Genomic DNA, 25,316 nt, shown 5'->3' with positions numbered 1-25,316 from the left:
ATTTGCTATACATTAATAGGTCCTGCCTATCATGAGGTCGAGCTATATACTTTATCCCCCCTTAGTTTATCAAATGAACAACCCAATCTACGGTATATTTGGTGTTACCATATTCAACGAAATCGCGCATAAGCGTCATTTCCTGATTTCTATTTTCCAATAGACTGTGGCCATGTTGGTCTCAGTGGGTTGCCGCCAGCCAAACTCGAGGAGTAGTCGCCAAAGGGCAATCACAAGCAGTGCTCCTCAACTGACATCGGTCTGGCCAGTTCTTGCGTGAACCCCCGAATTTCAGGACGCGCAGGCTGGTGGAGATACCGAAGTGCGACCACATGACGTTCAAAGTCGACACCCTCAATAGGCAGTGAGGCGAATTCCTTGCTCCTTGGAATTGCCGTCTCGGGTAAGATCAGATACCCCCTACCCAATCGCACCAACTCCAAAAGAAAATCAACCCGGTTGGAACGATGAGTAAAATTCAATCTATTCCCGCGATCTGCGCAGAAAGCAAACAGAACTTCACGCATGTCACAGTCAACTCTGGCCAGCGCCTCGTCGCCCGCCAACGCATCCAAATTCACGGCTCCTAGTTCACAAAGCGGGTGTGTGGCGGCAACAACAACGCGGTAGGTTTCACTGTACAATGGCTCCGCTTGATAGAGTTCGGATGCAGCATCGGAATTTACTATGGCGATATCAAAGTGACCGTCCCGAAGGCCGCTCAGCAGCGCATTTTTTTTGTCAACAATGATCTCGAAACAAATCTCTGGCGCTCGAACCTGATATCGCGCTACTGCATCTGCTATTCTAGCCAACCCGATGCTTTCACCAACTCCGACCGTGATAGGAATACCTTCGAGACGAACGTAACGTTTGGCATCTACCATCGCTTTTTGAGTCTGCTGAAACACCTCCCTAAAATAGGGTAAAACGAGTGTACCCAGCGGCGTCAAGCTGCATCCGGCGCGATCTCGCAGAAACAGTCTACCACCCAACCTGTCCTCCAACTTCTTGATCGCTGCTGTTAGCGATGGTTGAGACACATTCATGGCTCTCGCCGCGTGAGTGAAGTTTCGGTACTCAAAAAGCGCTAGAAAATATCGAATTTGATTCATTTCCATGAAATTTTGTAGGCTCTCTCTTTGGTGCTAAATTTTAGAGGCTCTCTTTGGTGGTTAGTGAATGATTTGCACAAGAATTACCCAGAATACCAATAGTTAGCGTCAATATTTCGATAGATATAAAGTATTGGCATTTGAACTCAATATGGTCGACGATGGGTCGGACCCTATGGTCTACGCGTGACGGGGCGATCAGGTTACCTATTCTCCGGCCTCGTCACGCGTACATTAATTTTGGATTGCTCTTCGGGTAGTAAAGTTAATGTTCGGGAAGCCACCATGTCGGCAATTCAGAATCTTGAGTGCTGAGCAGTAGGTGATGCAGTGGTTTTGCGAGTCAAAATACTAAGAGGAGATAAATTCGAGCACCCAAGGTTCTTGCTATCAACTGATGCCAGAGCAAAAGCGATTAAGGTGATCTCAGTTGCATACACCCTCAACATCTCCTACGAAAATGGAGGCAATACTTGCTTCCGAGATTTTCGGAGCAAGTCGTTGTTGCGTATTGTGTGCAGCTCGCCTGACCGTAACTACTGTATCAATCAAAAAACCTCGCGAGCTACAACCTGCAGTTTTCAATCGCGATCTGTTCAGCACGGCTTTCTTCATTGACCATTACAACGCCCCTTTGAGAGAAGGACAGCAACTAACAAAATTCCGAGAATTTCCTTCGGCGTGGTATTCATGGTGACCGAATTGGGCAAATCTGGCGAGTTTGGCAGCCAGTTTGATTTTTTGATGCAATCGCCATCCAATTTTCTATGTGTCCATTCTTCATACATTGATGGTCAAATTCGAACACTATTGGGCGCTCGCGTGATATCTATTGACCAATCGGCTCATAGTTGTATCTTTCTTGGTAGTACGCAACTGCAGCGGCCAGCCACTTTATGAAAATGAAACAAATTCACTACTTTCTGGCAGTTTGCGAACACGGTAATTTCACCCATGCGGCACGAGCTATGAATGTGCCTCAATCTTCACTCACGGCGGCAATCAAGAATCTGGAGTATGAACTTGGTGGGCTGTTACTCTCGCGGAATCGAGCTGGATGTAGCTTGACGCCGCTCGGTGCAATTGTACTTCCAAGTTTGCAAGAGGCGTTGCTGCAGACGCACCAAGCTCAAGTTGAGGCAGCACGGCATGTGTGTTTGAAACGTGAACCAATTAATATTGGGCTTGGTGAAACGATTGGGCAATCCAAGGTATCGGAGGCGGTTAAACGTTATCGGACAATCAACCCGAGGGTAGATATTGAGTTGATTGTTGGCAGCCATGCGATGTTGCTCGAAGGACTTCGGGAAGGCCGTTTGGATATTGCAATGACAGTCATGCAAGCTTCTGAGGGGATTTTTCAGATTGATACACTTTACGAAGAGCATTACTGTGCCGTTGTTTCACCCGAGCATCCTCTTAGCAAACATGAAACGGTAACTCTAGAATTGTTGGCTAACAATGAAATGCTGCACAGAGTCAATTGTGAAATACATGAATTCATACGTACCGCCAGCGCAGATCGCGGTTGTCCGCTTTATGCGGCTTATCGTTCAAACCGTGTCGACTGGTTGCTTGAACTCGCAAGGAACGGCACGGGTTTTTTGATTTTACCAGAGACCGCCATCCCCAAAGAGAAAGGGCTTGTCAAACTTTCAATTGAGGGAATTCAAGTTAACCGCCAGGTGGCTGCACTGCGCTGCCGCTTTCAACCCTCACGCCCTGAAGTTCATGATCTGGTACAGGAGCTGATGAAGGTATCATAAAAGGAGGCGGTTGAGGGATTGAGTGTGATAGTCGCCAAGGTTGGATGAGACCCGCGACTTGGGTTTGAAGCTTCAACATCTGGATCTCTCCGGTCATGGAATTTTTGCACACGATAGTTGATCCGTCGTAGCGGCGTTATCTTCATTGATCCCCCCTGGTGTCTACCGTGGCTTTCCGAAGCCCAAACCACACTTTGCGCGGCAATCCGGCGCGAGTGCAATGATTACCGCCACCTCTTCACTATCCAGCTTCTGACGAAGGGCGCAGCGCGTTTCACCCCCCGAACTGGTGCCTTCAGGCTGGTTTGCGCAAAAACAGGCCGCCGTCGCAGATGCGGCGCGCAAACTGGCAGCACTGGGTACGGGTGTAGACACGCGCGCCGCCGATCTTTCATGGGAAATAGTCAACCGGCAATCACAACCCAACGGTTAGAGCCACGACCACCCTGCAATCTGTCGGTTGGCAGGGCATGATCTGTAGCCCCAGCGGCAACACATCATGGGAGACGCGTAGCCCACCAAACGGGATCCAGCCGTTGAGACTGTAGTCCTCTGCAGCACCGTTACCGTAATAGGCTGTCCCCAGAAACGAGACTGCGCTGAACCCGCCCCAAGATACCGCTAGATGGTCCGACGAAACCGTGGTTGCGAACGCCGGATCACCCAGCGAGTTCTGGAACAACGCGGTCTGCGTATCGAATAGCTCACCATCCCATGCCAGATAAACACCTGGGTTGAACTCTTCGAACTCCTGTTGCGGATTGACATGATAGGAGCCGACAACAACACCAACGCGGTCAGGAAAGATGTCAGCCGCAGCAGGCGCGGCAAACAGGACCGAAACGATGGTCGCGCGGATCATGACCAATGCTCCATTTTCTGAGCTTCAAAAACCTGCCTGCGCTCGATGGTGCGCGCAGCTTCCTGCGCTTTTCTAGCCAACGTGGCTTTGACAGCAGCCTGAATTCGGAGGTGGAGTGCATCGGTATGGTCAGCCATCAAACCGACCTCCTTTCTTCGGCGAGAGGTCGCTGCAGCGTCGGTATCCTGCTTGCGAGTCAAACTAACACGCCGATTTTGGTGACCAAATCGGGTTGTCTTTGCCGGCGTCTGCAAGCCAGGATCTTTCGGTCTGATGAGCGACGCAAGCTTCAGTCTCGATCAAGTCACTGGTCCTTGACGCGCGGGCATGACAGATCCGGGAAGAACAGTCGCTGATCGTGCCGCCGTGACCGCACTCGCAACGGTTTGCGCACAATTCAGCGTGAATACCCAAATCGGCACTTAGACCAAACAACATCAAGCAAAAGCGGCGCACGGACCCCCTACAGAAGATGTACATATCCCATATATACGGAAGTACAGGTCCGGACCCTTAGTTGTTATTGATGGCGTTGAACCCGCCAACGAGGACCTCTGTATCGGTCCTGCCTGCGAATGCCCCAACCGCAGTCGAAGCATCCGCTTTAAGGGTCTCGCCAAAGATTTCGCCCTGAAGATCGGCTGTTACCCCTGCAAAGGTCGCCGTCCCGTTCATCGCGCCGTTTGTGTCGAGTTGTCCGTCAAGGACCAATGTGTCGCCGAGGGCGCCATCGCTGAGGCCCGTCCCGGAAAAAGCGCCATCGCTGAATGAAACATTCAGGCTTACTGTACCGTTTACCACGTTTGCCGGAGGTGTCGCGGAGGAACCCTCAGCATTTGGATCAATGCCGGTGATATGGCCGAGGATAAAGTCGCCCCGATATCGTACCGTGCCGGATGTTGGTCCGCCGCCGGGTTCCGAAAGGGCGCCAGGGTAGAATGTCGCAAGTGCAATGACGTCTTCGCTAACGGGGTTTTGTCCGACGATGAATTCGAAACCACCGGTGGGGCGGTCTCTGCTAACTCGGGTGTCAATGCTACCGCCCCCGATCAGCGCGGCGCCGTGGTCGGAAAGGGCAACCTGTGCTTCTGCCTGGCTGTCAGATCTAAAGAACGAGATCGGCCCGGACACATTCGGGCCATCAGCGTCCGAGCCATCTTCGCCTGGGCCGCCGGTTTCTGGTGCATCGATTTCCGGAACATTGGTGTCGGTGCTCTGCCCGCCATCAGAAAGGCATGCTGCGGTCAGAAGAAAAACTGAAAGGGTTGTGCTCAGTCGTTTTGCCATATGCATGTCGGGTCTAAACAACACCGCCGCGGTCGCCACGACCAAAAGGCCTGGCGCAATGCTCGCCACCCGACCCTTGAACTTGGTCAAGCGACCGCCTCGAACCAAGACGTTGAGTGAGCGAAGAGCGGGATGGGGGACCAAGTTATCATTTGTCATTCTAAAATACTCCTGTGAGGGTCATCGCCAACGTGTTTGAACAGGATCGGGAAAAGGCACCGCCTTGTCCGTCAGGCGGCCCATTGGTTGGCATTCATGCGGGCATTGGTATGGGCATCGGCCGGAGGCGTTGTGACAACCTCAACCAGAAGCAAACCGCCGTGGTGGTCGGCCACGGCCCGTCCGCGCTGCTCGTCCCAATCATGGCGAAATGTGAGAGTGGTTTAGATCCGACGCCGAACCCCCCGACGGCTGCTGCCAGAAACAGGGTGCGGCAACGCTCATGTAACGACGACCCAGCCCGGACCGCAAAACTAAAACCCGGATTAGCTGCGACTAACGGTAGTTTCTCATTGAGCATACGGGAACCAATCAATTCTCTTGTTATCTAAACTTAGAGCCAGATTGCTGTCCTGGGAAATATTCTCACCCTATTTATAAATAGACATTGACTATGGTGAGGCCTGCACACTTACACCCAGTTTTCTCGGATATGTCTCAGATCAAAAATCGGAAGCTTTAACGCGCATTTCGAAAGGCTTGGCAGGAAGCGGGTTACACCGCGACGCCTGCTCGCCCGATTGCGGTTTAAACTTCTGAATTTCTGCAACCCCGAGCGCTTTGAGGGGGGTCGCGATGTTAGCTACCCGAATGAAGACGTCCTCTTCAGTCACGGATGTCAACCAGGTGTTGTTTAGGGCAATCGTGCCGCGCCCGAAAACTGATATTTCGGCCCTCCCGATATGATAGGCAAATCGGAGTAGGATAGACCAGCGTTATCCACTCTGATAAGGTCGTAGTGATCGTCGAAGCTACATACCGTATCGCTTCCAAAGCCGGCAAAAAAATGGCCACTTCAACGGCGCCCTGCACCGGGACGCCCTCAACCCAGAATGCATTCCACACCACCATGCAGGCCCGGTCGTGATCAATACCTAACTAAACGACCTACCGGCTGGCGCCGGTGGGATTGGCGATATGCTGTTCCAGGTACTGAAGTATGATGTCCTCTGTGATTGCCCCGTTGGTGGTCGAAAAATACCCACGCCCCCAAAAGCGCCTGCCCCAGTAACGCCGCTTCAATTGTGGGAACTCGCGTTGAACCTTATGCGATGATCGCCCTTTCATCAGCCGCACCAAGTCGCTAATCGCCAGCTTCGGCGGAACCGACACGAACATGTGGACATGGTCGGCGGAGAGCACAACCCGGATGATATCGGCACCCTTCTCGCGGCAAACCTGGCGGCAGATGTCGCGCACCCGCACGCGCCCGCTCATGCCAGAAAGCTTGCTCAAAAGTGGTCTACAAATGAATCTGGACAACCCTGCGCATACCGGGGTGATCCGGCCACCCGTACCGATTTAACCCGGCCACTCAAACCGGGGCATCCGGCCACCCCTGATTTGGGGATTTGGCGTCTGTTTTGAGGCAGTCTTTAAGTGGCTACCGTGCCGTTCTTTTGAATGGGAGGTGGCACGATGCAGAGATTGTCGATGCGCAAGATACGGGAAGCCCTGCGGCTTCGAGCAGATGGATTTTCAGGGCGTCAGGTGGCGCAGAGCCTGTCGTTGGGGCGTGCGACGGTGTCGGAGTATTTCCGGCGTGCGGATGTGGCTGGATTGATCTGGCCGTTGCCTGATGATCTGTCTGATGTCGATCTTGAGCAACGTCTCTTTCCGCATCAGCCTGGCGCGTCAGCGCGTGCGATCCCGCAGCCAGATTGGGCTGACGTTCACGCAGAGCTGCGTCGCAAGGGTGTGACGCTGGCGTTGCTGTGGGAAGAGTATCGCGGCGTCCACCCCGATGGCTACGGATACAGCCGATATTGTGAACTCTACACCCGGTGGGAGGGGCGCTTGTCGCCAGTGATGCGCCAGCGGCATCCTGCAGGTGAGCGACTGTTTGTCGATTACGCCGGACACACTGTCGATGTCATCTGCCCTGAGACGGGCGAAGTGCGCACTGCCCAGATCTTCGTCGCGGCTCTTGGCGCGTCGAACTACACCTTTGTTGAGGCGACCTGGACCCAGAGCCTGCCGGATTGGATCAGCAGTCATGTCCGGGCTTTTGCCTTTTTGGGCGGCGTGCCTGCGCAAGTCGTCCCCGACAATCTGAAGGCTGCGGTGATCAAGGCCTGTTTCCATGATCCCGCGATCAATCGCACCTATGGGGATATGGCGGCGCATTACGATACCGCTGTCGTGCCTGCGCGGCCTCGCAAACCGAAGGACAAAGCGAAGGTCGAGGGCACGGTGCTGTTGGCCGAGCGCTGGATACTGGCCCGCCTGCGCAACCAGACATTCTTCAGCTTGGATGAGCTAAACGCGGCGATCAGGCCCCTGCGCGATCAGTTGAACAACAAAGTCACCCGTCATCTTGGGGCCAGCCGTAGAGCCCTGTTCGAGACGCTCGATAAACCCGCGCTGAAGCCGTTGCCCGCTGAACCTTATATCTATGCGGAATGGAAGCTGCGACGGGCTGGGATTGATTATCACATTGATGTCGACCGGCACTATTACTCGGTGCCACACCCGCTGATCAAACAGAAGCTCTGGGTGCGCATCACTGCCCGCACCGTTGAAGTCTTCCATAATGGTCAACGGGTTGCAGCCCATGCCAGAACGTCGGGCAACCGTCAGCATTCCACCGTCCGTGATCACATGCCGCCCAATCACCGGTTCCGGTCGGACTGGTCGCCGGACATTATCCGCACCCGTGCCGCCTGGATCGGGCCGCATGTTGCGACTTTCGTGACGCTGCTAATGGAGAAGCGTCGTCACCCAGAACAAGCCTATCGTGCCTGCCTGGGAGTGCTCAAACTCGCACGCAACTTCGGCAATGATCGTCTTGATCGTGCCTGCGAACGCGCGCTTGAGATCAACGCCTACAGTTACTCATCCCTGCATTCCATTCTCAAGAATGGTCTAGATCGTCAGCGCCGCGAACCCGCCACGGACGGCCCCACGATCACACATTCCAATATCCGTGGCGCGGGATACTTCCATTGAAGAGGACAAAATATGCTTGACCATCCAACACTCGATCAACTCAAAACACTCAGGCTAGATGGCATGGCGGAAGCCTTTGCAGAGATGCAAACGCAAGACGGTACAGCTGACCTGACCCATGCCGAATGGCTGGGCCTGCTGATCGACCGCGAAGCCACCAGTCGCGAGACAAAACGCTTTGAGAGCCGCATGCGCACGGCGCGTTTGCGCCATATCGGGGCAGCGCCTGAAGATGTGGACTATAAAACCCGTCGGGGCCTGGATAAAGCGCTGTTCCAGAGCCTGCTGACCGGCAAATGGATCACAGACAAAAGGAACCTGATGATCACAGGCCCCTGCGGTGTCGGTAAAACCTGGCTGGCCTGTGCCCTCGCGCAGGCTGCATGCAGGGATGGCACAACTGTCCTGTACAAGCGCACGACGCGTCTGTTCGATGAGTTGGAGCTGGCGCACGGGGATGGACGCTTCCCGCGACTGTTCAAGTCGCTGATCAAGACACAACTGCTCATTCTGGACGATTGGGGACCAGACCGGCTCAACGCCAGCCAACGCCGCGATCTGATGGAAATCGGCGAGGATCGATATGGAAATGGCTCAACCCTGATCACCAGCCAACTGCCCATCAGCACGTGGCATGATGTCATTGGCGAACCCACCTTCGCCGACGCCATCCTCGACCGTCTCATACACAACGCCTACCGGATCGAACTTGACGGCCAGTCGTTCAGAAAGCAGGAGGTCAAATCGGGTGACGAAACGCCCGCCAACTGATAGCTAAAACCTCAAGCCTCAACACGGCGCGCCAAAAGTGGCCAGATGCCCCGGTTTAGGTGGCCCGATGTTGCCGGAATGACCGGCCGGATGCTCCGGAATGCGCACAACCCTACTAATCCTATGAATTCTTACTGTATCGGCTCCACCTCTGTCGATGACGACCTCGTCGTGCATTGCATTTAACGAGGACATTTTGGCAACGAATTTCGGTGCTGTAGGACCATTCTTCCGCTCGAACGACATAAATTCAAGGATAATCCCCGCTTTGCCGAAGCACTTGATCTAGCGGGTGACTTCGAAAGTTGAGACCCAGAGGGTCCTTCATCAAGTCGCCCCGCACAAGGACGAAAGCTCGTTGGGATCGACAGCTCGTCCGGATATTGGCAGAGCATCGGCGTCTGGCCAATCGACGGCCAAGGCGGCTATATGGGAGGCGCCGATCCGGTCTTGCCAGAATTGCCACCGCTCCCAGGTTTTATCCTGATCGCTGCGGGCCAGATGTGCTGGGTCAAGATCGACCACAAAGCTGTCGAGTGGCAAATCCATTCCACGCGAAAGAGCCTTCATGTAAGCCTCCTTAAGCGTCCAAATCGAAAAGAAAGCCGCGTCGCGCCTCCGGCCTGCGCTTCGCAGAAGCAGGTCGCACTCCTGTCGCGTGAAGTAACGGTCGGCAATCTCCAGCGGGGCGGGATGGGTAATCTTCTCGACGTCCACGCCGATATCCCGACCAATCGCCACCGCGACTATGGTCAGGCCCTTGGTATGGCTGAGATTGAACCGGATTTCTGGCGCGTCCTGGGCAACAACGACTGCCGGCTTTCCATAGGGCCCGATCCGAAATGTCCATGAGTGAGGGGGGCGCCCGTCGATCTCTGAGAGGGTGCAGCGAGCCAAGGCATGGGCCGCCGTGAACATGATTTCGTCTTCCTTGAACCGGAAATGTCTGGCTCGCGCGCGTTCCTCGTCATCTAGGATTGCAGCGAAGGCGGCATGATGCCGCGAGCGGAGCCGCCCGGTCTCGATCCACCGCAGAATGATCTGTTCTTGTGCCACTTGCCTGTCCGGGCGGCTCAATCTCTCTAAGAACCAACTTGGGTATGTCCGTGGAAAGCCATCGGATCAAGCCAGAGATACCCTGATCTTCGTTCATGACCTAGATCCAATTTCGCCCTACTGCACGCAGAGAAAACAAAATGCACAATGATACAAGGGCTCGCTACTGCAAAAGCGCTCAAAATCTCCATACTCGATTTATCGGCGAAAATAACACCCAGGTGTCACTATGAAAAAAATCACCTTATATATAACGGTTTTTTTATCATATTCTATTGCCAATATAATTTTCTATAAAATGGTTTCTAGCTGGTACGAGACGCAACTACTAAATATGCGTCACGTTCCACTTACAGGTTGGATCTTATTTTTATTTACGATCTATTCTTTTTCTTTGAGCTTTTTTGTAGTCTTTCCTGCGGTCCAGGCGCAGTCAATTTATTCCGGAGCAATACGAGGCGCCATTCTCGGTTTCGCTACATACGCGATGTTTGATTTCGGACTCTATAGCCACTTTGAAGGGATATCTCTCAATTTCGTGGCCGTAAACCTCACTTGGGGAACGCTCATATCCGCAGCTTGCGCAGCAACAGCTGTATCCGTCGGGATAGCACTACATCCAAAGGCACATCCCGTCTGAACACAGAACAAATGCAACGGTGTTCGATACAGTGGGAAGGACCCTAAGAAGACGCGAATTTAGGCAGACCTAGGGCAGCGACGTCCGCACTGCCACGGGTTTGCCTGCCGACTGCCCATCATTGCCGATGCAATTAAGTGATCCGAAGCAGAAAGACAAACACGCATTCGCAGCCACTCCAATCAACAAACGAAATGAGAAACAAACGATGACAGAAACCATGACACACCCAACAGCTGAAGAAATCGCTCTATTCATGCGTCATGAATTGGCGAGGCAGCTAAATGTAAACCAAGCGGAGATTGATCAGGACACGCCGTTTGTTGATCTTGGTATGAGTTCGCGCGATGCGGTCACGCTGGTAGGCCAATTGGAAGATAAATTCTGCGTTCACATCGAAGCTAGCGCTGCTTGGGACCACCCAACAATCAAAGACATGTCAGCTCACTTGCTCTCATTAGTAAACAGCCGCTGAGACTGCGTCATGCCAGAAACTTTATCAGATCCATCACGCTCGGACGAAGCTTTCAGTAAGAACAATGGTAAGCCAAGCACCGATTTAACCGACCATGCTTTTCTTGCGCACTCGGGCGCGTCACCGGAGGCAATAGCGCACCATTACGACGTAGGAAACAAGTTCTACGCTTTGTGGCTCGATGAAACTTTTAGCTATACCTCTGCTCACTTTGCAGGGGACCCGACACTCTCTCTTCACGAAGCTCAAAACGCAAAGCTAGACCTCGTCCTGCAGATGGCGGGAGTCGACAAACATCCACAAGAAAGTCTTGCTAATAAGCGCCTTCTTGACATCGGGTGCGGCTGGGGCGGGCTCTTACGTCACGCCCGAAGAAAGGGATTGGGCGAAACAGTTGGCTTGACGTTGTCCCGAGAACAAGAAACGCTAACTACCGCAGCCGCCGATCCCGGCGTCAAAGTACACTATACGGACTGGCGTGAATTCGAAAGTAAACGCCGTTTCGATATCATCACCTCGGTGGAGTCGATCGAGGCCTTCGTCCGGCCAAAAATGTCCCGGGAACAACGAACTGCCGTCTACCGGCACCTGTTTGAGCGCTGCCACGCTCTCACAAACTTAGGCGCAACGTTTGTGATTCAGATGATCACATATGGCAACGCAGGACCTGAACACCTGGATGAATTCATTGCCGAGCGCATCTTCCCAGAGTCGGATCTGCCAAGACTTGGGGAAGTGTTCACTGCTGCCGAACGCCTGTTCGAACCGATTACGTTATACAACCACCGAGACGATTACGTCCGTACGCTTCGTAAGTGGCTTAACGCCCTGAAAACGCAACGTAAGGAGGCAATTGCTCTTGTTGGCTCGAAGAAGGTGGCTGACTACGAAACTTATTTGCGGCTTTCAATGGCCATGTTCGAACGGGGCACCTGTGATCTTATTCGGCTTTCATTCAGGAGAGTTCAAACGCCATGGCTGTAGCGCCCCTTGTCACAGACCCAGAACCAAACGACGATTTCAACTTGGAACCGGACGAACAGCGGTTCAGAAAGTTCGTGAGATTTGGACTTGAAGCAATCGTCAGAAGCCTCAACTCCGGCACCATAGAGGATCGAACGGAGCGCCACCGAAAACTCGAAAAAGCGCTTCGAGCATCACCAATCACAAAGGCCGAGAACGCTGCCAACGCGCAGCACTACGAAGTGCCGGCAACCTTCTTCCAAACCGTTCTCGGCCCGCATCTCAAGTACAGCGCTTGTTACTTTAGCTCACCGGAAAGCGATTTGGCTGAAGCTGAACAAGCCGCGCTTGAACAGGTTTGTAGCCGCGCTCAACTAAAAGACGGGCAACGGGTCTTAGATCTTGGCTGTGGTTGGGGGGCTACCAGTCTCTTTGTAGCTGAACGTTTTCCAGGTAGCAGTGTTGTTGCGCTGTCCAATTCGACCAGTCAACGGCGTTTCATCGAAGCGACGGCTACCCGTCGCGGTATTACCAATCTGTCGGTTATCACCGCATCCGTTGCCACGGCGGAATTCGAGATCCCTTTTGACCGCATCGTGTCGATCGAAATGATGGAACATGTACGAAACTGGCCGGTGTTGCTGACCCAAATGCGAAATTGGCTAACACCGGAAGGGCTTGCATTCACCCATGTCTTTTCCCACAGGGAACATGGCTATCTGTTCGACGGCATCGATGTGACCGCCCAGCATTACTTTACTGGCGGGTTCATGCCCTCCGATCGGCTGATCTATTGTTTTTGCGATGCCCTGCAGGTTGCGGATCACTGGGCCTTTGATGGAACACATTATGCCCGCACTGCTCGCAACTGGCTTGACCGCCTTGAGGCTAACCGAGACGCGGTGCTCGCGATTTTCGCAGACGCCAACGATGCTTCCACTGCACTGAACGAATACCACCACTGGCGGAACTTCTTTGCCCTCGTCGAGGAGTCCTTTGGCTTTCGAAATGGCGATGAATGGATCGTTTCTCAATACCTGCTCACCCCGCGGGATCGAGGAGTCGTCCGATGACTTCGCCATCCGCAACTGGGCAGTTATCCGTTCAAGCGCCAGACCTTGTTACCGCGTTCGCTGAAGCAGCTGAAGTAAACCCGATCAAATCCGCTGTCACTTTCCTTCGAAATGGAAAGACAGTTTCTGCACAGCTCAGCTACGCAGATTTGATGGACAGGGTTGCTGCCATCGGGTGCGGCGCAAGCGAATTGGCCCCTCCAGGTTCGCGTATTCCACTTCTGATGCGCTCAAGCGAAAACTATGTCGCCGCACTCTTCGGTCTGATGGCTGCGGGTCTTGTTCCCGTTCCACTATTTCCTCCGCGAGGCGACCGTCAAATGGAACGGATCAAAGGCATCCTCTCCAGCTGTGAACCGGCATTCACACTGATCGAGGATGGCCAGGACGACCAGGTCCGAAACGCGCTCCCATTAGCATTGCAAGCAGTGCCTAGGTATCCTGTGGAAGCACTCGCTACAATCGGTGCTAATGGTCGACTTGCTGATCTTGAGCACTGCAAGCCCGCAACATCCGACCGCGCCATTCTCCAATACACTTCTGGATCCACTCGCAGTCCGAAAGGCGTTGCCATTGATCATGATGTAGCTCTCGCGAACATTCGCTGCATCTTTTCCCGATACGAGTTTACCGAAAACGGAATAGCAATTGACTGGCTGCCTCCATATCATGACATGGGGCTATTCGGATGCATCCTTACGCCATTGCTGCGTGGAGGTGGTATCGTAAAAATGCCGCCCGAGGCATTCGTTGCACGCCCGTGGAGGTGGCTCCAAGCGATTTCCAACTTTGGCACTGATCGCCAAGTGTACGCAGGCGGTCCCAATTTTGCCTATGAGAGCTGCATCAGTCAGGTCTCTGATGCACAAATGGAAAACCTCGATCTCTCGCCTTGGTTCGTCGCCTACAATGGTGCTGAGCCTGTGCGAGCTCGAACCCTAACGCGCTTCGCATCCCGCTTCAGACGCGTAGGTTTCGATAGCAGGGCTTGGTTTCCATGCTATGGCATGGCCGAAGCGACCTTGATGATTTCCGGTCCTTCACCCCGAGCTGCGCCTCCAGCATACCCCGTCTCACGTTCCCGGCTTACAGCCGGGTGCGTAGAACCGGTATTGCCTGACGATGAAACCGCCGAGTGGGTGGTACCTTGCGGCCGCGTGATTGATGGACACCAACTTACTATCGTTGACCCGAATACATACGAGCCGCTTGCAGACGGAAGGATCGGCGAGATCTGGTTTTCCGGTAGCAGTGTAGCGCGCAGCTATTTCGGAAATCCGGAAGCAACAAGAGAAACGCTGAAAGCACAGACCGCTGACGGAGTCGGTCGGTACCTGCGGACAGGTGACCTTGGCTTTTTGCGCGACGGCTACATTCATGTAACCGGCCGCATGAGTGATATCCTCATCATCGATGGGCAGAATCATTACCCAAACGATCTTGAAGGAGATGTCGAAGAAACGCTTGCCGGGCATCCCATCCATAAGGTCGCCGTTTTTGCCGTTGAGCGGGCAGAATCCCGCAGCGAAATCATCGCGGTTGTTGAATGGGGACGCACTGAGCGGGAAACAATTCCCAACGCTGTCCGCAGTGTTAGGGAATTGATCTTTGCACGTCGTGGGATTCCCATTGATCGGATTTCGATTGTGGAACGGGGCGCCATTCCTTTGACATCCTCAGGTAAAGTGCGCCGCGCAACTACTCGTCAACTCTATCTGAAAAATCAACTGAAGCTTGTTTGGAACGATCTCAAGTCCTCCGAAAGAGAGCTGACAAGTTAAGCGGCAATATGAGGAGCTTCGCTCAATGAAAAATGAACCTATTGCTGTTGTTGGCCAGGCTTGCCGCTTTCCAGGTGCATCGTCACCGGACGCATTGTGGAACCTCCTGATAATGGGGGGCAGCGGCATTTCCGACGTTCCAGACGACCTGCCGTTGGAACCACTCTCCACGCTTCATCGCAGAGGCCTGAGTTCGACGGCTAGAGCTGGAATTATTGACCAATCCATCGAGTTCGATGCTGGTTTCTTCCGTATCTCCCCTGAAGAAGCCATGGATCTCGATCCACAACAGCGTCTCATGCTGGAGACGACCTGGCGGGCATTTGAAGAAGCCGGTATTCCACCATCCAGTATGAAAGGTACCGACAGTGGTGTTTTTGTTGGCGGATCGACCATCGAGTATGGTGCTGCACTTCAAGTATTAGGTCATCGACCTAACCAGTTTACTGGTACCGGTGCTTGCCTATCATTGCTCTCCAACCGTCTTTCCTACGTCATGGATTTCAAAGGTCCAAGCTTCACGGTGGACACGGCATGTTCGTCTTCATTGGTTGCTCTCCACAACGCAGTACGTGCTATACGAACCGGAGAATGCGATTTTGCCGTGGTCGGCGCGGTAAACGCAATCAACTCACCGTATGCATTCCTCGGTTACAGTCGTGCACAAATGATTTCACCTCGTGGCATTTGCGCGACCTTTGATGAAAATCGTGATGGTTTTGTCAGGGCTGCTGGATGTGGCGTTGTGCTGCTCAAACCATTGACCGCTGCCCTGAAAGACGGGGACCAAGTTCTTTGTTGCATCTATGGCTCCGCGATCAACCAGGACGGATTATCGAACGGATTGCCGGCTCCCAATGGGCAAGCCCAGACTGCCGTCATCCGCTCTGCTCTCGCTGACGCAGGTTTGGCACCCAACGATGTCGATCACGTCGAGGCCCACGGCACCGCAACCCCTCTCGGCGACGAGATCGAAGTTGCTGCTCTTGAACGCGTGTTTGGAGAAACGCGGACAACGGATCACCCCCTCATACTAGGCGCCGTTAAGACCCAGCTAGGACATATGGAAGCCGCCGCTGGAATGGGTGGCTTACTGAAGGTAATCGCATCACTAAATGCAGACGTGATACCGCCCGTATCGGGAATAAAGTGTCTTTCGAAAGTCTGCCGGGAGGCCGAACCAGCGATTATAATACCGCGTGAACCACATCCGTGGCACCGTCAGACGGACCGTCAACGCATTGCCGGTGTCAGCGCGTTTGGCTTCGGCGGCGCAAACGCTCATGTAGTTATAGGAGACCCACCGAAGACTGCTGCAGGACTGACGGCCAAACCGCTGGTCAAAGCGGTCTTCGGGCCAAACTCAGCCATTGTACTTCCTTTTTCTGGACGAACAGAGAAGGCGCGAGCCGATGCCGCTGAAGCATTCGTGGAGCGGCTAGGACGCCCAGATGCCGATGAAGACCTCCGGGCGATTTGCCACGCGGCTGGTAAGACCCGTGAGCAATTTTTGCACCGAGGCGCAGTTTTTGGCAGAGGGCGAGATGCACTTCGCACTGGCTTAACGGCTTTCTCGGAAAATCCTGCGGCTTCGGGCGCCGTTCGAAAAACCCGATTAACCAAGGCGCGAGTTGCTTTGATGCTTCCCGGTCAAGGATCTCAGGCACTTGCTATGGGAAGTGGACTGCGTAAGTCGAGTCCGGTCTTTGCTAACCATTTTGCCAAAGCATTAGCAGCGGTTGATGCCCACAGGTCCGTCCCGTTGCTGGATGTCCTCGACGGTCCAGATCCAGTGCCGCTCAATCAAACTGAAAATACCCAATCGGCCTTGTTTGTAGCCAACTACGCTCTGGCTAGATTGTGGATGTCAGTTGGTATCTCTCCAATCGCTCTTATCGGTCACTCGATAGGCGAAATAGTTGCTGCCACGATCGCGGGTGTATTCGATCTTGAGGCAGCTGGTCGGCTCATCGTTCGGCGAGGAGAACTGATGGGTGCCATTCAGATCTCGTCCGGTATGTTGGTAATCAAGGCAAACGAAAAACATGTACGGGACCTCATTGCCGCAACCGGGGACCAGATCGACATAGCGGCTGTCAACGCCAACGATGAATGCGTGGTTTCAGGAGAGGCGAAGGCCCTTGAGGCCTTCCAGATAGCGGCGAAGAACAGCAACCTTCTACATAAACCCCTCAAAGTCTCTCATGCATTCCACTCCCGCGTGATGGACGAAGCCTTGGTTGATCTGGAACACGAGTTTGGTCTGGCCTGCCCAAAACCGGCATCTATCCCGATTGCCTCCAATGTGACCGGGCAGCTCGAGTCAGAGGCTTTCGCAGACCCAGCCTATTGGGTGAGACACGCCAGACAAGCTGTTGCCTTCAATGCCGGCCTCAACGCAGTTTTGGACGCAGGTGCTGATGTTATTCTGGAGGTCGGGTGCCAAAGCACACTTGGCCATCTGGTAGGGCGTCTCAAGCGACAGGAGCTGCCGACGGTTGTCACGACACTTGATGGCGGACGTTCGGAAGATGACGTGGCGTTCGCTCGTGCCGTAGCAAATGCGCATGTTGCCGGCGTATCGGTTGACTGGAACACTCTGTACGGCGGGCCCGTCAGACGCGATCTCAACATCCCAACCTACCCATTTCAACGCAAGAGATACTGGCGGCCAGACTCCCTGCCTCCTTATGTGCACCCAAGCCACAAGAATGCTGACGAAAACCCTCATCATCCCCTACTCGGGGCGCCAATTGAGATGCCCAAAGGGTCCAAAGTCCACGTTGCACAGCTTCGCCTCGATGATCACCCCTATCTCGCCTCGCATACAATAGGCGGCAAGGTCATTTTTCCGGCAGCCTCATTCATAGAGATGATGCGCGCAGCGCTAGTACGAGAAAAAGGCATGGTCGCTATTCAGGTGAACAAAATCACAGTCTTGCGTCCACTGCTACTTTCTGAAGACGGAATTCGACACTTGCGGACAATCGTCGAACCGGTTGAAAACGCCCACCATGCAGGCTCCGGGCTCCAACGCGTGCGCATTTTCAGCGCAGCAGATCAAACGCCTTTAAAATGGATCGAACACGCCTTCAGTGAGGGGTGCGAACTTAAAGAGACGCCTATTCCGCTACCAATCGACATATCACGGCTTTCAAACACCTCTACCAATCCTATGAACGGTGACGCCATCTATGACAATGTTGCCGCCGAAAGCGGGCTCTCGTACGGGCCAGCCTTTCGAGGTCTCCGGAAGCTATGGGAAGACTCTTCTGCTGAAAACGGCACAAGAATGGTGGCCTATTTGGAAGTCCCCGCCCCCGCACGGATCAAAGATGGGACATTCGGGCTCCATCCTGCCCTTCTCGACAGCGCATTTCACGCCTTCATCGGCTTCATGTTGGGATGCGAATCGCGAAGTGCTGCGGTCGTAATTGCCGGGATGAAGCGCATTCGCGTCTTGCGTGAGGGCAACTGCGCGGCATACGCGGTCTTGAGACACTACCAGGCTGGTACCGACGGGGCGAAAGATCGGCCAGAGTACAAATTTGATTTCGCACTCATCTCTCCTGATGGGGATCTCATCGCGGAGGGAGACGGTGTTCGCGTTCACTTGTTGAAGCACGGCTCAACGGCAGGCGGCTCGGTAGTTCAGGCAATAACGACTTCCTCCGCCGACAAAGAACAAGACAGTCCTGATCCCACTGAAGTGATACTTGCCGAGCGTCGATGGAGCGAACGCCCTCCAACTTCGACCGAGCTTCCTTCTACTGTCGAACCAATACAGATACTATCGGAAGATCCTAGTTTGGAAGCGACCCTCGGCACCCTGTTTTCTCAGGTGGCTCCGGGGCTCGTTACGTCTACCGGACAAGGCGACGGTGCAGTCGTCCTACTCATCCATACAACCGAAGCAGAGACCCGGTCGCAAACTGCCAGCGCTGCATTTCAATCCTTTTCGCGCTTGCTGGAAACCTGCCGTGAACGCCGGAACTCAACCATTGTCGTGGTAACCCTGTCCGATGGATCACGGTCTCCTGCAATAGCAGTATCGGAATCCGCCGCCGCGATCTGGGGGGCGGCACGATCACTACGTCTGGAGCCAGGTTCACCTCGTCTGGTCCTTATTGACACACAGAAGCTTAACTCAGCTGCAGTCAATGCAATCCTCTCCGTTCTGAACGATCCAGAGGTTCCGAATGAACTTGTTGTGAGGCACGAACGCTCCTTCGCTCGTCAACTTGAGCCCATAGCTATTAATGTTGCATCCAGAACTCCCCGCACAACACGTCTATGCGTAGGTCAGCGCGGCAGACTCGACAGTCTATTAACTGAAACCACAGAGCGCCGCGCTCCAGCTCCCGACGAGATTGAAGTCCGCGTTGTTGCCTCGGGTCTCAACTTTCGCGACGTTTTGAATGCGCTTGGTCGATATTCTGGAGACCCCGGGCCGATTGGCGCCGAGTTTGCGGGCATCGTGATTGACATCGGTCGGGATGTAAGTGGCATCAGCGCGGGTGACCGAGTCTATGGTATCGCACTTTCAAGTTTTGCTGGCCATGTCACAACGCCCGCTACACTGACCGCGCCGATCCCCGCGGGGCTCTCGTTCTGTGAGGCAGCGACTGTCCCGATCGCATTTCTCACGGCGCAATACGGCCTTCACCATGTTGCCAAGCTTTCTACTGGGCAACGGGTCCTTGTCCACTCGGCAGCCGGCGGTGTCGGAATGGCTGCGACGCAGATTGTGCGCAAAGCTGGCGCCGAGGTTGTCGGGACGGCAAGTCGATCCAAGTTCAAGGCCATCGCGCAGGACCTCATCGCCGTCCACAGTTCCCGCGATACAAACTACAATGCAGCCATTGTGTCGACCTTCGGAGACAGGTCAGTCGATATCGCTCTGAATTCCCTGACTGGCGAGCATATCCCAGCAACACTGTCGCTCCTGCGTCCGGGAGGCGCCTTTCTAGAGATCGGCAAAGCAGAGACCCTCAGCGCTGACGAGGTAAGGCGACACGGTGAGGATATACATTATCACCCTTTCGACCTTGCCCAGATCTGCAATGACACACCAGATATTATTGCCCAGATGTTCGTTGAAATAGCGTCTGGATTTGCAACTGGGGACTTGAAGCCCCTGCCCCACGAAGCTTTTTCATTTGATCAAGCGGAACAGGCGCTCCGCCACATGAGTCTCGCCCGCCATACCGGAAAGGTCGTGATCAAAGCACCTTTGGCAGAGGCCCGGGATTTCGTACCCACCGCGGCGCTTGCTCCGGTGCAAATCGAGAAGCGCACTTGGATTGTTACAGGTGCAACCGGCCACGTTGGTCGGCATGTTGTAGCCGCGCTCTCGGAGACCGGTGCCAGCGCCGTCGTGGTTACAGGTCGCCGGACGGGGTCAAGCGAGGTCACCAAAGCGTTCGCTTCTCTTGCCAATGCGGGCACAACAGTTCGGTACGTGGCAGCAGATCTCTCCGATCCCACCGTAGCCACCAACACAATTACTGCGACGTTACAAGATTTGCCACCGCTTGGAGGGATTGTACATGCCGCCGGTGTTCTGAACGTCCGCCCCGCTGACGAAGAGAATGAGTCAAGTTTCCATGAAACTTTCTGTGGTAAGATTACCGGCCTTGATGCAGTAGAACACTTGGCAGCCCTTCAAGACGATGTTTGCGTTCTCCTCGTTAGTTCATTTGCGGGGGCGTTCGGCTCCCCCGGCCAGGCCAGTTATTCAGCTGCCAACGCGGTTCTTGACGCAGCAACGGCAAAGATAGCTGCCATGGGACGACCTGCAGTGAGCCTTGCGCTCGGCCCTGTCGACGGTGGTGGCATGGCACAGGCAATGAGCTCAGCCATGCGCTCAGCCATTGAGCGACAGGGCATCCGCTATGCCGATCCAACCGCGATGGCCCAGCACTTAATCTCTGCAGCTCGGTCCGGGACAGGTGAAATGATGGTTGGGGCAGTCGACCTCAAGCAGTTCACTGCTGTCATCAATCCTCAAGCTGGAAGAAACGGGACAGTAAGGACAATTGACAGCGCGGACGCAGGTAAAACTTTGGCACCGAAATCGAACAGCAGTAGTTCAACGAAGGGCACGCTCGCCGTCATACGGGACCGAATCCGCATCATCCTGCAGTTTTCAACCGTTGACGACGTTGACCCAGACCTTCCCCTTGCGGAACTCGGTCTCGACTCACTTGGCGCTTCGGAACTGATCACATCGCTCGAAGAAACATTCGGAGTTTCAATACCCATTGATGCTCTGTTCGGAGACGCAAGCGCACGCCAACTCGCCAAAGATCTGGACTTAAGGACGTTGGCAAGCGCTCCAGCAAACTCAGATACAGTAGGAGGTAAACAAAGCCAATGTTGACCGAAACCAACCCGACGAGCACGCGGCCGAGCGCCGTCTTCAAGCCACCTTGGATCAAGCCACCAACATCCGATCTGTCTATCCGTGAAACAATCAAGGTCGCGGGTGAAAACAGACTGATGTTGATCCCCGAGGCCGCGTATCATAAGCCGATCATCTCTGGCAAGCGCCTGGGGCGCCCCTGGCACATGGTTATCTATCCTGATGGGATGCGCCACGTTCTGAGTGATGCCCTCGATAACTATGACAAGTCGGCGATCATGCTCCATCTATTAAGGCCCACGCGGCACGGAATATTCCACGCCAAAGGTCAAAAGTGGCGGGTTCAGCGCAGTGCAGCCTCTGAAGTGTTTACTCCCCGTTCCCTAGAATCGGCCACAGGAGAAATTGTGGTTGCAGCAAAAGCTCTGACCCAGCGGCTTCTATCCGCCGGACCAGTAACCGACCTCTACCATCAGATGGTGCTCACAAATTTCGAAATCATCTGTCGGCTTGTAGCCTCACAGCCCGAAAAATTTGATGCCGAGCGTTTTTCCTCCGCGATCAACGGATACATGGAAACGGCCGGGAAATTTAACGTACTGGACCTGCTACCTTGGCCGCTTTGGCTTCCTAAGCCACAGCATTTGCTGGCCCGTCACCATGCACTTTATGTGCGTCGAGCGGTCGAAGAAGAACTCGAGGCAGTCAAACACGGAGTTAGACCTTCCGTATTCATAGAGAACATTTCTAAGGCCATTGATCCCCAAACAGGAAAAAAGCTCGACCCGGTGGAAATTCGCGACACTGTACTGGCATTCATACTGGCCGGTCACGAAACCTCCGCAATCGCACTTTCCTGGGCGCTCATGCTTCTTGCCAATAATCAGAGCATTCAGGAAGAAGCTCGAGCCGAGGCAATCTCCGTTGTCGGCACCGGAGGTCCAAACATCAGTAAGGCCCCTGGTCGCTTACCTCTATGCCGGCGCATACTCGATGAAGCAATGCGTCTCTACCCACCAACTCCACTCATATCCAGGGTGGCAAGAGAGGATGACGAACTCTTCGGTCGCCGTATTCGTAAGGGGGACCGCATTTTCCTTCCAATCTGCGCCCTTCATCGTCATTCGTTGCTATGGGAGGATCCTCATGCCTTCCGCCCGGAACGTTTTAACCAGCGACCGGCTCGCTTTACGTTCCTTCCCTTTGGAGGCGGCCCTCGCGTTTGTATTGGCGCAGCCTTGGCCTACCGGGAAACAGACATCATCCTTGCCGCTCTCCTGAGCCAGTTCAAGTTCGAAACGGCGGACCGCTTACCTGAACCAGTCGTGATGATGACGCTACGACCGAAAGGCGGGGTTCGCGTCAAAGTCACTCCCTTGAACGGAAAAACGGCCTGATGAGAGGAATGCCTGCGCGCAAAGAGGCACTTGCACCTGGTATGCCGATTGCCGTCGTAGGTGCCGGCGCGGCCGGTCTTGCCGCTGTCCGCGCCCTATCCGACCGCCATCAGGTTCTGTTGTTCGAACCGCAGAGCCATCTCGGCGGGCATGCCAACACGTTCCTGGTTCCGGACGGCCCTGACGAGGGACTCGCCCTTGATGTAGGATTTATGGTGTTCAACCCCACAAACTATCCTGTATTGACACGTACTTTTGATAACCTGGGCGTCGAAACCCAAACAGCTGAGATGTCTTTCGCGTTCGAAGACGCACACAGGCACTTCGCCTACGCGCTCAATTTCCAAAATGCCGGACAGCACGCGGCCTCTCACCGGATCGTTAAATCTGTTCAAGCGCTGTCTCCTCTCCTTAAGCCTATTATTGCGTTCTTTGAGGCAGCCAATCAGGATCTTGCCATCGGTATCGATCCCGCATTGCAGTTGCGATCCTACCTTCAGAGAATTGGAGCTTCAAAGGCACTCGCAAGAGACTATGTCTATCCAATGGGGGCAGCGATCTGGTCATGCAGCATCGACAAAATAGGAGATTATCCTGCACAAGCATTGCTATCGTTCTTCCAGAACCATGGACTCCTCACCTTTGATGACGGACCGCAATGGCTAAGTGTCAAAGGCGGTAGTCGGACCTATGTTGATACCATTCGCCGAGAAGCTAAGAATCTCAAAGTCGTCAACGAAGCGGTAACCCGAACTGGAGAGACCTCATCAGGTGTCATGATCGAGACTGTCTCGGGGCGCCGCTTCGAAGTGGCCGGCGCAGTAATCGCCACGCAGGCGGACCAGGCCCGGGCACTTCTCGACGCGCCTGGAGAAAAACTCGACGAGTTGCTCTCGGCCTGGACATATACCGACAACACCGCGATCTTGCACACAGATCCTCGGGCTATGCCACGCGACCGAGACCTGTGGGCTGGCTGGAATCACCTGGTACATAAAGCATCCCATCAAAGACGACTTTCATCCGCCTTTAGCTATTATCTCAATCGTCTGCAGTCTCATGACAGGGCGGCCAACGACTATTTCGTCACGCTTAACGCGCAGAACCTAAATGAGATGATCGATCCAGAAAAGATTCTGGCGCGCTATGCTTTTCGCCATCCTCTCTATACCGCTAAGGCTCTGGCAACGCAGCAAAGGCTCGCTGAAAACACTTGGGGGCGACTGCGGCTATGCGGTAATTACTTCGGCCACGGTTTCCACGAAGACGCCTTTCGGTCTGGGCTCCATGCTGCCGAAAGTCTCATCGGTCTCGACAATTCTGTTTCGCAAAAACGCCCATAATAAATAAATGATAGACAGAAGTTGGATATGATAAACACTGCTATTCCCTCTGCGGGCTTCTATCGTGGCGAAGTTATTCACGTTCGGACCTGGCCAGCGCGTCACGAATTCCGTTATAACGTCGACTTTGTCGTGCTTGACCTGCCGGATCTTTCCGCGTTCACAGCCGCAAAACCAGTGTTTGGGCACAATCGTTTTGCGCCAATCTCTTTCCATGACGAGGACCAATTGGTGTCGTCACCTGACAGTCTTACGGCACTCGACAGACTTAACCATGTTCTTGTTCAGGCAGGCAGACCAACAGTCACATCTGCCCGTCTAGTGACATTTCCGCGTTTCTTCGGTTTCGGCTTCAGCCCCGTGAGTTTCTGGTTCGATGCCAGCGCCCAAAACTGTGCACCCTTATTGCTAGAGGTCAACAACACGTTTGGAGAGCGCCATATTTATCACCTTAGCGCTGAGCCGTCACGGTCCCATCTTATTGAGAAAACCTTTTTTGTTTCCCCTTTTAATACCACGCGAGGTGTCTATCACGTGCGTTTTGCTCCGTTTGACGGCACATTTTCCGCACGAATAGACCTAGAAGTAGATGATCGTCCACTCCTATTCACAGCTTTAAGGGGGCAGTTCCGTTGCCCGTCCCGTTGGTCTGCTACCACTGCTACGGCGCGCTGTCTCACTTCTGGGACAACTGCGTTACCCTTCATTTGGCTTCAGGGTTTCAACCTTCGCACAAAGGGCTTAAAGCCCCTCATGCGACCAAACTCCGTGTCTGAGGATACCCTCGTTAGGGAACCGTCAAGCAAACATAAGCGACATCAAAGCCAATAACTACAATAATCCGCCATCTGCTAGTACCAAATTTCGTGTCTCGGGTAGACATCCTAATTCGATATGATGTATCGATTTCGGTTGCAAAATAGTAGCTTAACGGACTTGCATTGAACTCTTTCAATCAACCGTGTCTGGAGATCTAAATGCTGAAAGGCCCTCCAGCCGGTTGTGTTGCAATGGAGATTCGCAAGCAGCACGGAGCGTAATTCAAGCTGGTATTAGCGGTCGAAACCGGCTTGGCCCGAAACCTTTTGTCGGACGATGAATCGACGAAACCCACTGAGATATAGCTGAAAGTTGGTGATAGCCCCTGAGGGGCGGCATATCATGGCGTTGTTGACGCGCCGCAATTCTCATTTGAGAAAAGGATATGCCACATGACGAAGACTACCATCACGACGTTGCCCGATCCACATGGATT

Annotated in this window: 19 protein-coding genes; 12 read left to right on the top strand and 7 right to left on the bottom strand. The window is 54.0% G+C overall.

Annotated elements, in window-relative coordinates; translation table 11 throughout:
* Positions 1-230 precede the first annotated feature (230 nt).
* Together ACFWW2_RS02570 and ACFWW2_RS02565 are read right to left on the bottom strand one after the other, a co-directional pair.
* On the bottom strand, positions 231-1,121 hold the full coding sequence (locus ACFWW2_RS02570; protein ID WP_393925894.1) for a LysR family transcriptional regulator: 891 nt from the start codon (positions 1,119-1,121) through the stop codon (positions 231-233).
* Positions 1,122-1,726: 605 nt separating this feature from the next.
* Positions 1,727-1,903, bottom strand: a complete 177-nt coding sequence (locus ACFWW2_RS02565; RefSeq protein ID WP_393925892.1) for a hypothetical protein — start codon at positions 1,901-1,903, stop codon at positions 1,727-1,729.
* Positions 1,904-2,011: 108 nt separating this feature from the next.
* Here ACFWW2_RS02565 and ACFWW2_RS02560 point away from each other — a divergent pair, with 108 nt between their 5' ends.
* Positions 2,012-2,881 carry a LysR family transcriptional regulator gene (locus ACFWW2_RS02560; RefSeq protein WP_393925890.1) on the top strand — a complete coding sequence of 290 codons (870 nt, stop codon included), beginning with the start codon at positions 2,012-2,014 and terminating at the stop codon, positions 2,879-2,881.
* Between the two features lie 415 nt (positions 2,882-3,296).
* Here ACFWW2_RS02560 and ACFWW2_RS02555 read toward each other — a convergent pair whose 3' ends face one another.
* The 4 genes from ACFWW2_RS02555 to tnpA all read right to left on the bottom strand — a co-directional run bounded on the left by ACFWW2_RS02555 (position 3,297) and on the right by tnpA (position 6,467).
* Positions 3,297-3,743 carry a hypothetical protein gene (locus ACFWW2_RS02555; RefSeq protein WP_393925888.1) on the bottom strand — a complete coding sequence of 149 codons (447 nt, stop codon included), beginning with the start codon at positions 3,741-3,743 and terminating at the stop codon, positions 3,297-3,299.
* Positions 3,740-3,880, bottom strand: a complete 141-nt coding sequence (locus tag ACFWW2_RS02550) for a hypothetical protein (protein ID WP_393925886.1) — start codon at positions 3,878-3,880, stop codon at positions 3,740-3,742. The genes ACFWW2_RS02555 and ACFWW2_RS02550 overlap by 4 nt, the downstream gene beginning before the upstream one ends.
* Before the next feature lie 376 nt (positions 3,881-4,256).
* The gene (locus ACFWW2_RS02545) at positions 4,257-5,120 is read right to left on the bottom strand and encodes a hypothetical protein (RefSeq protein ID WP_393925884.1); all 864 of its coding nucleotides are present in this window, start codon (positions 5,118-5,120) and stop codon (positions 4,257-4,259) included.
* Between the two features lie 1,017 nt (positions 5,121-6,137).
* Positions 6,138-6,467: an IS200/IS605 family transposase gene (gene tnpA, locus ACFWW2_RS02540; RefSeq protein ID WP_393925882.1), complete on the bottom strand. Its 330-nt coding sequence runs from the start codon at positions 6,465-6,467 to the stop codon at positions 6,138-6,140.
* Between the two features lie 201 nt (positions 6,468-6,668).
* Between tnpA and istA the strand changes: the two genes are divergently transcribed.
* Together istA and istB are read left to right on the top strand one after the other, a co-directional pair.
* A complete protein-coding gene (gene istA / locus ACFWW2_RS02535) occupies positions 6,669-8,198 on the top strand; it encodes an IS21 family transposase (protein ID WP_393925881.1) in 1,530 nt (509 codons plus the stop codon).
* 12 nt (positions 8,199-8,210) lie between these two features.
* Positions 8,211-8,969, top strand: a complete 759-nt coding sequence (gene istB / locus ACFWW2_RS02530) for an IS21-like element helper ATPase IstB (RefSeq protein ID WP_393925879.1) — start codon at positions 8,211-8,213, stop codon at positions 8,967-8,969.
* A 327-nt stretch (positions 8,970-9,296) separates the two neighbouring features.
* On the opposite strand, the gene ACFWW2_RS02525 is transcribed toward istB, so the two are convergent.
* Positions 9,297-10,025 (bottom strand): 4'-phosphopantetheinyl transferase family protein, encoded by a 729-nt coding sequence (locus ACFWW2_RS02525; RefSeq protein WP_393925877.1) that lies wholly within the window; start codon positions 10,023-10,025, stop codon positions 9,297-9,299.
* 229 nt (positions 10,026-10,254) lie between these two features.
* Between ACFWW2_RS02525 and ACFWW2_RS02520 the strand changes: the two genes are divergently transcribed.
* From ACFWW2_RS02520 to ACFWW2_RS02480, 9 genes are all read left to right on the top strand, one after another.
* Positions 10,255-10,665 (top strand): DUF2177 family protein, encoded by a 411-nt coding sequence (locus ACFWW2_RS02520; protein ID WP_393925875.1) that lies wholly within the window; start codon positions 10,255-10,257, stop codon positions 10,663-10,665.
* A gap of 127 nt (positions 10,666-10,792) precedes the next feature.
* The gene (locus tag ACFWW2_RS02515; protein ID WP_393925873.1) at positions 10,793-11,140 is read left to right on the top strand and encodes an acyl carrier protein; all 348 of its coding nucleotides are present in this window, start codon (positions 10,793-10,795) and stop codon (positions 11,138-11,140) included.
* Between the two features lie 9 nt (positions 11,141-11,149).
* Entirely contained in the window at positions 11,150-12,124 is a 975-nt protein-coding gene (locus ACFWW2_RS02510) for a class I SAM-dependent methyltransferase (protein WP_393925871.1), read from the top strand.
* Complete coding sequence (locus ACFWW2_RS02505; RefSeq protein ID WP_393925869.1) at positions 12,115-13,176, top strand: SAM-dependent methyltransferase; 1,062 nt, start codon at positions 12,115-12,117, stop codon at positions 13,174-13,176. Before ACFWW2_RS02510 ends, ACFWW2_RS02505 begins: the two co-directional genes overlap by 10 nt.
* Positions 13,173-14,957 carry a fatty acyl-AMP ligase gene (locus tag ACFWW2_RS02500; RefSeq protein WP_393925867.1) on the top strand — a complete coding sequence of 595 codons (1,785 nt, stop codon included), beginning with the start codon at positions 13,173-13,175 and terminating at the stop codon, positions 14,955-14,957. The genes ACFWW2_RS02505 and ACFWW2_RS02500 overlap by 4 nt, the downstream gene beginning before the upstream one ends.
* 25 nt (positions 14,958-14,982) lie before the next feature.
* Positions 14,983-21,339: an SDR family NAD(P)-dependent oxidoreductase gene (locus ACFWW2_RS02495; RefSeq protein WP_393925865.1), complete on the top strand. Its 6,357-nt coding sequence runs from the start codon at positions 14,983-14,985 to the stop codon at positions 21,337-21,339.
* On the top strand, positions 21,333-22,718 hold the full coding sequence (locus ACFWW2_RS02490) for a cytochrome P450 (RefSeq protein WP_393925863.1): 1,386 nt from the start codon (positions 21,333-21,335) through the stop codon (positions 22,716-22,718). The genes ACFWW2_RS02495 and ACFWW2_RS02490 overlap by 7 nt, the downstream gene beginning before the upstream one ends.
* Before the next feature lie 8 nt (positions 22,719-22,726).
* The gene (locus tag ACFWW2_RS02485) at positions 22,727-24,061 is read left to right on the top strand and encodes an NAD(P)/FAD-dependent oxidoreductase (protein ID WP_393925862.1); all 1,335 of its coding nucleotides are present in this window, start codon (positions 22,727-22,729) and stop codon (positions 24,059-24,061) included.
* Positions 24,062-24,088: 27 nt separating this feature from the next.
* Positions 24,089-24,892, top strand: coding sequence for a DUF1365 family protein (locus ACFWW2_RS02480; protein WP_393925860.1), 804 nt, complete (start codon positions 24,089-24,091; stop codon positions 24,890-24,892).
* Positions 24,893-25,316: the final 424 nt, after the last annotated feature.

The sequence above is a fragment of the Yoonia sp. R2-816 genome (assembly GCF_046762905.1).
Taxonomy (GTDB): domain Bacteria; phylum Pseudomonadota; class Alphaproteobacteria; order Rhodobacterales; family Rhodobacteraceae; genus Yoonia.
Note: the sequence above shows the minus strand (reverse complement) of the source record. Positions and strands in the feature narration are given on the sequence as shown.